This window comes from Paenibacillus marinisediminis, assembly GCF_054343325.1.
The window spans coordinates 390,684-403,025 of sequence record NZ_JBTGUH010000003.1; the positions used below are offsets into that span (position 1 = coordinate 390,684).

The following is a 12,342-nucleotide window of genomic DNA, read 5'->3' on the forward strand; positions in this document are numbered from 1 at the left end:
CTTGAATGATGCGGAACAAGGGTGGTATCGCGAGCAAGCCTCGTCCCTTATTGGGATGAGGCTTTATTTGTTTTTATTGAAGGAATAGATTGAATACGGGCTGTTATCAAGAAAGGAAGATGACTGTGGTATCAAAAGTAGACGTCAAAGAACGCGCCCGCTCCCGCGAGCTGCGTGTGCTTGAGAAATGGAATCGCGAAGACATATTCGCGAAATCGATTGAATCCCGTGAAGGGAAACCTAACTTCGTATTTTATGAAGGTCCTCCTACTGCGAATGGAGCACCGCATATCGGTCACGTGCTTGGTCGCGTTATTAAGGATTTCATCTGCCGCTACAAGACGATGGACGGCTATCGCGTCGTTCGTAAAGCGGGTTGGGATACGCATGGACTGCCAGTTGAGCTAGGTGTAGAGAAGCAGCTCGGCATCTCCGGCAAGCAGGAAATCGAGAAGTACGGAGTAGAAGCGTTCATCACGAAATGCAAAGACAGTGTATTTGAATATGAACATAAATGGCGTGAACTGACAGAAGCGATCGGGTATTGGACTGACATGGATCATCCCTACATCACATTGGATAACAAGTATATCGAGAGTGTATGGCATATCTTGTCCACCATTCACAAGAAAGGCTTGCTATATCGCGGTCATCGCGTGAGCCCTTACTGTCCTTGCTGCCAGACAACACTTAGCTCTCATGAAGTGGCTCAAGGCTATGAGACGGTTAAGGATCTGTCCGCAACGGTGAAGTTCAAGCTGAATGACAGCGGAGACTATGTGCTGGCTTGGACGACAACTCCGTGGACGCTGCCTTCTCATGTGGCATTGGCGATGAACCCACAGATGGAATATGCTCGCGTGAAACAGAACGGCGAAGTCTTCATCGTGGCTAACAATCTCGTTGAGGATGTGCTCAAAGAGAACTACGAAGTACTTTCCACTCATAAAGGCGCAGAATTTGTAGGCAAATCTTACGAAGCACCATTTACTTATGTGAAGCCTGAGAAAGGCCATTACATCGTTGGCGCTGATTTCGTAACTGATGACAGCGGTACAGGTATTGTTCATATGGCACCGGCTCACGGTGAAGATGACTACAAGAGCTGCCGCGAGCATGATCTTAGCTTTGTGAACGTCGTGGATACTCACGGTCGTTACACAGATGAAATCGTCGATTTTGCAGGACGATTCGTTAAGGATTGCGATATCGACATCGTCAAATACTTGTCCGAGCATGGCACGCTGTTCAGCAAAGAAAAGTATGAGCACAGCTACCCATTCTGCTGGCGCTGCAAGTCCCCGCTGCTCTATTATGCGACTGAATCTTGGTTTATTAAGACGACAGCGGTTAAAGATCAATTAATCGCGAATAACAATCAAGTCAACTGGTATCCTGCTCACATTCGTGAAGGACGTTTCGGCAACTTCCTGGAAGACTTGGTGGATTGGAATATTAGCCGCAACCGCTACTGGGGCACGCCGCTCAACGTATGGGAGTGCACAAGCTGTAAAGGTCAGTACGCGCCAGACAGCCATGCGGATCTTCGTGCTCGCTCCGTTGAGCCGATTGCGGAAGACTTAGAGCTTCATAAGCCGTATGTGGATGAAGTGAAGCTTCATTGCCCGCATTGCGAAGGCGGCGTGATGGAACGCACTTCAGAAGTGATCGACGTATGGTTCGACAGCGGTTCTATGCCGTTCGCACAGCATCATCATCCATTTGGCGACGAGAAGGCATTCCAAGAACAATATCCGGCAGATATTATATGTGAAGGTATCGACCAGACGCGCGGCTGGTTCTTCAGCTTGCTGGCAGTATCGACGCTGTACAAAGGTGTAGCTCCTTACAAAGCTGTAATTGCAACAGGACATATTCTGGATGAGAATGGTCAGAAGATGTCGAAGTCCAAGGGCAACGTTATTGATCCTTGGGAAATCATTGACGAGTACGGTACAGACGCATTCCGTTGGGCGCTGCTGTCCGACAGTGCGCCGTGGAACTCGAAGCGCTTCTCGAAGCAGATCGTGGCTGAAGCGAAGTCCAAGGTAATCGATACGCTGGTAAATACACACGCGTTCTACGCGCTGTATGCGAACATCGATAACTATGATGCAAGCGCGTATCCGGTGAAGCGTTCGAATAACAAGCTGGATCGCTGGATCCTGTCTCGTCTGCAATCGCTCGTAGCGCTCGTTAACAAAGGGCTGGAAGTGAATGACTTCCTGAATCCTGCGAAAGCGATTGAAACTTATGTAGATGAGCTGAGCAACTGGTACATCCGCCGTTCACGCGACCGCTTCTGGGGCAGTGAGATGACGGAAGATAAGCTGTCCGCCTATCAGACGCTTCGTGAAGTGCTGCTGACGATCGCCAAGCTGATCGCACCTTATGCGCCGATGATCGCTGAAGAAGTGTACGGCAATCTGGGCGGTGAGAAGGAGAGCGTCCATCTGGATGAATATCCGAAGTCAGATGCTTCTATGATCGATGAAGAGCTGGAGCGCGACATGGAAACAGCTCGTCAAATCGTAGAGCTTGCACGCAATGTGCGGAACGAAACAGGCATTAAGACTCGTCAGCCATTGTCAGAGCTCATCGTCTCGATGGATCGCGACTTTGATCTGGCTGGCTACGAAGATGTCATCAAGGATGAAATCAACGTGAAGCATATTCGGATCGAGAACAGCGACAACGGCTTCGTTGACTTCAGCTTGAAGCTCAATCTTAAGGTTGCCGGCAAGAAATACGGCAAGAATGTAGGTCCATTGCAGAACGAACTGCGCAATATGGACGTTGAAGCTGCCCGCAAGGTCGTAGATAGCGGTGAATTCACATTCACAAGTCCAGAAGGCGAAGTGCTTGTCGTGACTCATGAAGAGCTGCTGATCGAGAAGAAAGCGAAGGAAGGCTTCGCATCTGCATCCGGCTACAAGATGACGATCGCGTTGAATACGGACATTACGCCTGAGCTTGAGCAGGAAGGCTGGGTAAGAGAAGTTGTCCGCGCCATCCAGGATACTCGTAAGAAGCTGGATCTGCCGATCGAGAAGCGTGTCGATATAGTGTTGGATGTCGATGACGAGCTGAAGGCGGCAATTACGGCATTTGAATCTACGCTGCGAGATAATGTCCTCGTATCGGGATTATCCTTCGGTACAGCTGAAGGAATGGATAAGGTTGAGCTTGGCAGCAAGACGGTTGGCGTATCAATTCGTTAATCGCGTGTCAAACTAAGGATATGTTTATGATGAACTTCACGCATTAGAGGGAGAGCGTCGATCACGGAGGCTTCATTGGCTTGAGGCCACGCGGTCGCGCTCTCTTTACATAATAGGAGATGACCCGAAGATTGGGGGAGTTGTTCTTGCGTAAACGCAAGAAAGAGAAGTTTGAAGATCTAAGGAAGGACATAGTAACGAATGAATTAGCGGACACGATCGATGATTCAGACAAGAGCGAGAGAGAGATACTTGAAGAAATTCATGTCTTGACTATGAAATTGGCTATATTGTTGGAAAAGTCCAAGATCAGGGAATATACAGAACTTATGCATACGCCGAGACGGCTGTTGTGGCTGAACATGCTCGCGGGAGTTGGCCGCGGAGTTGGAATCGCGATCGGTTTGACTGTCATTACTGCTTTTATCTTATATTTCTTGCAGCATCTTGTGGCATTGAATTTGCCGATCATCGGAGATTTCATTGCAGAAATTGTTCGCATCGTGCAATTGCAGCTGGACACAAGGTTATATTAGGCAGTATAAGGCACGGACAGCGCTGCAGCTCTGTCCGTGTAAATTCTTATTCATCATTTTCATCGTAATGGATATCCTCTTCGAGCAGGGGTTCACCTTCGCCATCACTCATGTATTTTTCATACTGATGGTTGCGAACGATAACCAGATCCTTGCCGGTAATATCCGTTGCTACGAAGCTCTCGAATGGTTCCACAAATCCATCTAACTCATCTGCGGCTTCGATCATCATCTGATCATAACTGAAGATGTCATATTCTTCGTGCATGGCTGGTGTATCGGAGGTACCCCAAGATTCAACGATTTGCCACGCGTCTTCACCATCGAATCCATTTTGCGTATCCAATTCATCTAAGCTGGTGCGTCCAAATGGAGGTGATAAGAATTCTTCTTCCACAGGACGAGGATTAGCGGAAAAGTACTTAGGGCTATGCTCGATGCAGTACATTGTTTCCGGGACGGCTTCCAGACGTTCGAACGGAATATCTTGACCGCAAACTGTACATGTACCATAGCTTCCTTCGTCCATTCGCTGAAGTGCGGTGTCAATTCGCTCCCATTGAGTTTCGTGGAGCTCGTTCAATGCAAGATCTTTCCCGCGCTCGAACATCTCGGAGCCGAGATCGCCAGGGTGGTTGTCGATGCCTGACAGCTCGCCTGTATTCTCACGCATGGATGAATCTAAGCCAAAGCGTTCAGCGCTCACTTCACGCTGTTCAAATTGTTTTTTCATATCCAACAGCTTGGTTCGAAGTTGGTGAAGCTGGGTTGAGGTTAAGTGGGACATGCCTCATTCTCCTTCCTGGCATGCAATCTCATTCTGTAATAGGATGCACCGTCAGAAGCTGAATTCACATGGTAAATGCCGATTTGTTTGGCTTGGATTGGACGTTATTTTTAGGAATATGGTACAATGAGCGGAGCAAGTAAGGAATCGACATGCATTAATAAATGAGGTGACTTTAAACCGTGTTGTATGTGTATAGTATCGCACTAATTGTGCTGCTGTTGGATCAAGGATCGAAGTGGCTGATTGCCACAGTGATGGAAGAAGGAGATAAAATCCCAGTGATTGGAGATTTCTTCCTGATCACATCCCATCGAAATACAGGAGCCGCCTTTAGTATGTTGGAAGGCAAACGTTTGTTTTTCATTGTTGTAACGATTATCGCTGTGGTTGGTATCATATGGTATTTGCAAAAGGTTAAATTTACTCAGGGTAAAGTGCTGCCGATTGGTTTGAGTTTAATATTGGGCGGTGCTCTTGGAAACTTTGTGGATCGTGTGATTACGGGAGAAGTTGTCGACTTCCTGCAATTTAACTTTGGTTCATACACGTTTCCAATCTTTAATATTGCGGACAGCGCAATCTGCATCGGTGTAGGCTTAGTGCTCCTTGATGCGTTCTTAGCTGTAAGACGTGAGAATAAGATGAATGAGCATCAGGAAGGAACGGTTGAAGAAGGCAAATGAATGTAAATGAACAACACCATTCTTCACAGCAATTCGGAGAGGCCGACGACCAACAAGATACGATGGTATGGACAGTAACTGCCGAATATGCAAAGGAACGAATAGACAAATATATAACAGAATCGATTGAGGAAAATGTGTCTCGTTCACAGGTGCAGCTGTGGATTAAAAATGGGCATGTTCTTATTAATGGCCAGCAGGTAAAGGCAAATGCGAAATGTATGGAAGGCGACGTTGTTACCCTTCATATGCCCGAACCGGAGTCTGTAGACATCGCGGCGGAGGATATTCCACTGGATGTTTATTACGAAGATGCGGATGTCATTGTGATCAATAAGCCGCGCGGAATGGTCGTTCATCCTGCGCCGGGACATACTTCCGGTACAGTCGTGAATGCGCTGATGCATCATTGTAAGGACTTGTCTGGGATCAACGGAGAACTGCGCCCTGGTATCGTGCACCGCATCGATAAGGATACGTCCGGTCTCTTGATGGCGGCGAAGAATGATCGCGCACATGTATCGCTTGCTGAGCAGCTTAAAGCGCATACGGTTATTCGCAAATACGTTGCGCTGGTTCACGGCAATGTGCCTCATGATCAAGGCACAGTTGACGCGCCGATCGGTCGCGATGAGCATGACCGCAAGATGTACACCGTGACAGAGCGCAATGCGAAGCATGCAGTTACGCACTTTAAGGTGCTCGAGCGCTTCGGCGATTCTACACTTGTCGAATTGAAGCTTGAGACGGGACGCACCCATCAGATTCGGGTGCACATGAAATTCATCGGGCATCCGCTCGTAGGTGATCCGATGTACAGCCGCGGCACGCGCGGTCTTACGATGGATGGTCAAGCGCTGCACGCTGAAACGCTCGGTTTCGTCCATCCAACTACTGGTGAAACACTGCAATTCCAAGCGCCGATTCCAGATGATATGGAATTGCTGCTGCAATCGATACGCAACCGTTAGGACACTCTTACGAGAGGCCGCAGCGGGATGAAGCGATATATGCAACGAGTACAAAATGTTGCATACATCGTCCATTCCGTCAGCGGTCTCTTTGCTTCATGATAATGATGAAAGCAAATAAGGGGTGTGGCTATCTTGAGTATCGAACAATATGAACAGACATACATTCAGACTGTCTTCGCTGACCGCATCGGCGGCGCGAACTATGGAAAAGATACAAACATTTATAAATTCGAAAAGATTAAGCGTGCGAAGGCTGCTGCGAAGCTCGCTTATCCAAATGTGGAATTAATCGATATGGGTGTCGGCGAACCTGACGAAATGGCAGACGCAGGTATCGTAGCTAAGCTTGCTGAAGAAGCGGCCAAGCCAGAGAATCGCGGATATGCTGATAATGGAATCGTTGAATTTAAAGCTGCTGCGGCAAAATATCTATGCGATGTGTTCGGCGTGGATGGTATTGATCCGAAGACTGAAGTGCTGCATTCCATCGGTTCGAAGCCTGCGCTGGCTATGCTGCCGTCATGCTTCATCAACCCTGGAGATGTCACGATTATGACGGTTCCTGGGTACCCTGTACTTGGTACGCATACAAAGTATCTGGGCGGCGAGGTGTATACAGTCGAGCTAACGAAGGAGAATAACTTCTTGCCAGACTTGGACAGCATCCCTGAAGATATATGCAAGCGCGCGAAGCTGCTGTATCTGAATTATCCTAACAACCCTACAGGAGCCTCAGCAACAGTTGAATTCTTTGCGAGGGTTGTAGAATGGGCGAAGAAGCATGAAGTGATCGTCGTTCATGATGCGCCGTACGCTGCGCTCACATATGACGGCGAGAAGCCGCTCAGCTTTCTGAGCGTTCCTGGTGCGAAGGATGTTGGCGTCGAGCTTCATTCTTTGTCGAAGTCATACAATATGACGGGCTGGCGGATCGGATTCATCGCAGGCAATCCGTTGATTGTTAAGGCATTTGGCGATGTGAAAGACAATAATGATTCCGGACAGTTTATCGCCATTCAAAAAGCGGCAATATACGGGCTAGAGCATCCGGAGATTACGGAAGCGATCTCGGAGAAATATTCCCGCCGCCACAATATGCTGGTGGATGCGCTGAATGAGATCGGATTCTGTGCAGAGAAACCGAAGGGCTCCTTCTTCCTCTACGTGGAAGCGCCTAAGGCAGTTAAGAACGGTCCTGAGTTCGCTACAGCCGAAGACTTCTCGCAGTACTTGATTCGTGAGAAGCTGATTTCAACGGTACCTTGGGATGATGCGGGACGCTATATTCGATTCTCCGTTACTTTCCATGCGAAGGGTGAATCTGAAGAGAAGCGGGTAATTGACGAGTTGAAGCGCCGTTTGACGGATGTTGAATTTGTATTCTAAGCGATGACGCAGCACTTTCGTTCATTGCTGTTGAAGCTTTAGCATTGAGGCTTGAGCTTAGGCAGCGTGAACGAAGGTGCTTTTTTGTGGAGTGGAGTGTGGGCGCGGGGAATAGCGGCATTTGAAAGGCAAGTGAGATCGGCGCGTGAGAGTTAACGCGGAAATACCGTGTTACAGCGAGTGTAGTAGCTAGTCTGGACGAGATAGCGGGGTTTTTCCGTGTTACAGAAGTGTGTTTTACAGATACATACAAAGTCCCTTCATTTACCAACGTTCAAATTTTAAATATATATGATAATAGCTTGACACCGGAAGTCAGAAGTGAAATAATAAACACAACTTCATAAGGAACCTTTAAATCAGTCCGAGAGACTGGCAAGGTGACGCTCGTTAACGAAAAGGGATCGTGCATGGGTGTCGGACGCGTAACATAGACCGCTCTATCAGAGAGTAGAGGGTGATGAACAGTATGCGGCCGATTTTAATATGCCTGTGTATCGTTACGCCCTTATCCATCTGACTTCACGACTCCTTGCCTTCTGGGCAAGGAGTTTTTTGCATGGAGACGTAACAAGAAATAAGTAATAAGTTCATCTTATTGTGACAAATACTTACAAGAAAGCCCGTCAAGTTAATCGAAGCTGAGTTGGCAACAAGCCTGTAGCAAACGGAAGGAGCAGTTCAATTATGAGTACGGCGGATTACAACATCATCATGGATGAAGCAGCTATCCGACGCGCGCTGACGCGTATCGCTCATGAGATTCTAGAACGAAACAAAGGCATTGACAATTGCATGCTAGTCGGGATTCGTACGCGAGGCATCTACATCGCGAACCGAATCGCGGAACGAATTCAAGTTATAGAGAACGCAAACGTTCAAGTAGGCGAGTTGGATATCACACGATATAGGGATGATCGCAAAGTGATGGAATCAGATGTCTTGGCAGCAAATGAACTATCGTGCTCGATCCATGACAAGACGATTATCTTGTGTGACGATGTGCTCTACACGGGCAGGACGATCCGTGCCGCGATGGATGCGCTCATGGATCAAGGCAGACCACAAATGATTCAGCTTGCTGTTTTGGCAGATAGAGGCCATCGGGAACTGCCGATCCGGCCTGACTTTGTTGGCAAGAACGTTCCAACATCAAAGACAGAAGAAATTGAAGTAGCACTAAAAGAAGTCGATGGAATCGATGAAGTCAAAATCATACATCAACGGGGGTAATCATCAATGGCTACGATACATTTGGAACGCATGGTAAACGAACGCAGCCTGTTAGGGCTAAAAGATCTAAGCCGTGATGAGATCGAATCCATCTTGAAACGAGCTGCATTCTGGGAGATGCAGCCGAATAAGATTCACGATGCACTCAAGCATCGGATCGTAACGAATATGTTTTTTGAAAACAGCACTCGTACTCGCTCCTCCTTCGAAGTGGCGGAGAAGCGTCTGGGAGCTGAAGTGATAAACTTCGCGGCTGCTGCCTCCAGTGTAGCAAAGGGCGAGTCCATATACGATACAGTCCGCACCTTGGAATCAATGGGACTGGATGCAGGCGTCATCCGCTTGAAGCCGGTCGGGATGCTGCAAGAGATCGCGGAACGCGTGAAGATGCCGCTCGTCAATGCCGGCGACGGCAACAACGAGCATCCGACGCAAGCGCTGCTTGACCTTTACACGATGCGCAAGCACTTCGGCGATCTGCGCGGCTTGAATGTCGCAATTGTCGGAGATGTGGAGCACAGCCGGGTCGCCCGCTCCAATCTGTGGGCGCTGCGCAAATTTGGAGCTAACGTTTCCTTCTGCGCACCGAGCAATATGAGAGCTCATGAGCTTGATGCTCCATATGTAGAGATGGAAGAAGCGCTGCAATCAGACGTTGTCATGATGCTACGTGTACAGCTGGAGCGACATGACCACAAGGTGTACACCACAGCAGCGGATTACCGTGAAGCATATGGATTGACCGTCGAACGAGCAAGCCGCATGAAGAAACACGCGATCATCATGCACCCAGCGCCAGTGAACCGAGATGTTGAGATTGACAGCGAATTAGTAGAAAGTCCTCAATCCCGCATCTTCGAGCAGATGGCTAACGGAGTGCCGATTCGAATGGCGGTTATGGAACGAGCGGTTCGCTAGTATTGAAACGATATGCTGATATAACGAAATAGCAGTGAATAAAGCGCAAACCGGAACTAGGCGAAGGGAGAACTATTACATGTTGATTCTAGCAAATGCAAGCATATTAAACGAACAAGGGAGCCTGACTTCAGCGCACATCTGGGTTGAAGAAGGCGTCATCCGAAGAGTCACAGAAGCAGCTGCTCCACTTCCTAGCGAAGCAGAAATCATAGATGTCAAAGGCAAGTTTGTCAGCCCAGGCTTTATCGATATGCATGTGCATCTTCGCGAGCCGGGATTCGAACATAAAGAAACGATTGCGACAGGAACGCGCTCCGCTGCACGCGGCGGGTTCACGACGATCGCTTGCATGCCGAACACACGACCTGTGATCGACACAGCGGAAACGGTACAACTCATTCACGATAAAGCGAAGCAAGAAGGAATCGTGAAAGTGCTCCCTTACGGCTCGATTACGAAAAATGAGCTCGGGCGAGATTTGACTGACTTTGAAGGGCTGAAGGATGCTGGAGTCATCGGCTTCACAGATGACGGAGTAGGCGTTCAGAACGCACAGATGATGAAGGACGCCATGGCTCGCGCGAAGGCGCTTGACATGCCGGTTATCGCACACTGCGAAGACGACTCGCTTGTAAAGGGCGCTGCTGTAACAGATGGCGCATTTGCACGCAAGCATGGACTGAAAGGGATCCCGAACGAATCGGAAGCGATCCATGTAGGCCGCGACATCCTGTTGGCGGAAGCGACAGGTGTTCACTATCACGTCTGCCATGTGAGCACAGAGCAATCGATCCGCTTGATTCGTCAGGCGAAGGAGATCGGCATTCATGTAACTGCTGAGGTATGCCCGCATCACCTGCTGCTGTCTGATGAAGATATTCCAAGTATGGATGCAAATTGGAAGATGAATCCTCCTCTCCGCACACCACGCGATGTAGAAGCTTGCATTCAAGCGATTGAGGATGGAACAATCGATATTCTCGTAACGGATCATGCGCCGCATAGTGAGGAAGAGAAAGCGAAGGGGATGGAGCTTGCGCCATTCGGTATCGTAGGATTGGAAACAGCGTTCCCGCTCATGTATACGAAGTTCGTAGCTACAGGAAAATGGCCGCTTGAGCTGCTTATCCGCCGCATGACTTCAGACCCTGCTAAGGTGTTCGGATTGTCTACTGGACGTCTGGTAGAAGGAGCGCCTGCCGATCTGACTGTACTAGATTTGGATACAGAGCGTGAAGTTGATCCGACACAGTTCTTGTCTAAAGGCCGCAATACGCCATTTACAGGCTGGAAGCTGAAGGGCTGGACAGTCATGACATTGGTTGACGGCAAGGTTGTATGGTCCGAGTAGATTGTTACGAGTAACTCTAGCAATACCCAACATTGTCCTTATAGATTTAATACTGAATAGATAGATAACGGTTGGCGGAGATTCAGCCAAACCGATTCAAGCGAGGAGTGACGAAGATGCAAGCAAGATTGTTATTGGAAGATGGCACCCTGTTTACAGGCAAAGCGTTTGGTGCGGATGGAGTATCAGTCGGGGAAGTCGTATTTAATACAGGTATTACAGGTTATCAAGAGGTGCTGTCTGACCCTTCTTATTGCGGACAGATTGTAACGATGACTTATCCGCTGATCGGAAACTACGGGATTACTCGCGATGACTTTGAAGCGATTCGTCCATATGTACACGGCTTTGTCGTAAGACGTCATGAAGAGATTCCAAGCAACTGGCGTGCAGAATACTCCGTAGATAGACTGCTGAAGGAGTATGGAATACCAGGTATCAGCGATATCGATACACGGATGCTCACTCGCATCCTGCGTCATCACGGTACGATGAAAGGGATCTTGTCCGTAGGAGACAAGTCGCCTGCAGAATTGCAAGAGATGATGCAAACTACTCCATTAATAAGCGATCAAGTGGCCTGCACTTCCACGAAGGAAGTGTTCGCGAGCTCCGGCAAGGGCGAGCGCATCGTATTGGTAGACTTCGGCGCGAAGAGCGGTATCCTCCGCGAGTTGACTCAACGCGGCTGTGACGTAGTTGTCGTACCGCATGATACAACAGCAGATGAGATTCGCCGCTTGCGTCCAGACGGTATCCAATTGTCCAACGGCCCTGGGGACCCGAAAGATGTACCTCACGCTGTGAAGATGCTGCAAGAGCTGATCGGTGAGATTCCAATCTTCGGCATTTGCTTGGGACATCAGTTGTTCGCACTTGCTTGCGGCGCGGATACGGGTCGCCTGAAGTTCGGTCACCGTGGCGGTAACCATCCAGTTAAAGAGCTTGCATCAGGCCGCTGCTATATCACTTCTCAAAACCACGGCTACACCGTAGTAGACGAGTCGATTGCAGGAACAGAGCTTGAAGTTACACATATCAACAACAACGATAAGACGATAGAAGGTCTTAAACATAAGAAATACCCTGCATTTACAGTGCAGTATCATCCAGAAGCAGCGCCAGGTCCGCACGACAGCAGCTACCTGTTTGATCAGTTCCTGAACATGATTCGTGAACATAAGCGCAACAATCCGAAGCTGCCGCGCCAAGCGGAGCTGCAAGCTCAGTTGAGAGGGGAACAATAA

10 protein-coding genes are annotated in these 12,342 nt (G+C 48.8%); 9 read left to right on the forward strand and 1 reads right to left on the reverse strand.

Annotated features, from left to right (window positions below; genetic code table 11):
- Positions 1 to 119 precede the first annotated feature (119 nt).
- Together ileS and ACXX53_RS11115 are read left to right on the forward strand one after the other, a co-directional pair.
- A complete protein-coding gene (ileS, locus tag ACXX53_RS11110; protein ID WP_458568710.1) occupies positions 120 to 3,221 on the forward strand; it encodes an isoleucine--tRNA ligase in 3,102 nt (1,033 codons plus the stop codon).
- 146 nt (positions 3,222 to 3,367) lie between these two features.
- On the forward strand, positions 3,368 to 3,757 hold the full coding sequence (locus ACXX53_RS11115; protein WP_458568711.1) for a DUF5665 domain-containing protein: 390 nt from the start codon (positions 3,368 to 3,370) through the stop codon (positions 3,755 to 3,757).
- Between the two features lie 46 nt (positions 3,758 to 3,803).
- On the opposite strand, the gene ACXX53_RS11120 is transcribed toward ACXX53_RS11115, so the two are convergent.
- Entirely contained in the window at positions 3,804 to 4,544 is a 741-nt protein-coding gene (locus ACXX53_RS11120) for a TraR/DksA C4-type zinc finger protein (RefSeq protein WP_458568712.1), read from the reverse strand.
- 185 nt (positions 4,545 to 4,729) lie between these two features.
- On the opposite strand from ACXX53_RS11120, the gene lspA reads away from it, so the two are divergent.
- The 7 genes from lspA (at position 4,730) to ACXX53_RS11155 (ending at position 12,342) form a co-directional block, all read left to right on the forward strand.
- A complete protein-coding gene (gene lspA, locus ACXX53_RS11125) occupies positions 4,730 to 5,230 on the forward strand; it encodes a signal peptidase II (RefSeq protein ID WP_458568744.1) in 501 nt (166 codons plus the stop codon).
- 62 nt (positions 5,231 to 5,292) lie between these two features.
- Positions 5,293 to 6,201, forward strand: a complete 909-nt coding sequence (locus ACXX53_RS11130) for an RluA family pseudouridine synthase (protein WP_458568745.1) — start codon at positions 5,293 to 5,295, stop codon at positions 6,199 to 6,201.
- 135 nt (positions 6,202 to 6,336) lie between these two features.
- On the forward strand, positions 6,337 to 7,590 hold the full coding sequence (locus ACXX53_RS11135) for an LL-diaminopimelate aminotransferase (protein ID WP_458568713.1): 1,254 nt from the start codon (positions 6,337 to 6,339) through the stop codon (positions 7,588 to 7,590).
- A gap of 687 nt (positions 7,591 to 8,277) precedes the next feature.
- Positions 8,278 to 8,823, forward strand: a complete 546-nt coding sequence (gene pyrR, locus ACXX53_RS11140; protein ID WP_458568714.1) for a bifunctional pyr operon transcriptional regulator/uracil phosphoribosyltransferase PyrR — start codon at positions 8,278 to 8,280, stop codon at positions 8,821 to 8,823.
- A gap of 6 nt (positions 8,824 to 8,829) precedes the next feature.
- A complete protein-coding gene (locus ACXX53_RS11145) occupies positions 8,830 to 9,741 on the forward strand; it encodes an aspartate carbamoyltransferase catalytic subunit (RefSeq protein ID WP_458568715.1) in 912 nt (303 codons plus the stop codon).
- 79 nt (positions 9,742 to 9,820) lie between these two features.
- Positions 9,821 to 11,095, forward strand: coding sequence for a dihydroorotase (locus ACXX53_RS11150; protein WP_458568716.1), 1,275 nt, complete (start codon positions 9,821 to 9,823; stop codon positions 11,093 to 11,095).
- A gap of 116 nt (positions 11,096 to 11,211) precedes the next feature.
- Positions 11,212 to 12,342: a carbamoyl phosphate synthase small subunit gene (locus ACXX53_RS11155; protein ID WP_458568717.1), complete on the forward strand. Its 1,131-nt coding sequence runs from the start codon at positions 11,212 to 11,214 to the stop codon at positions 12,340 to 12,342.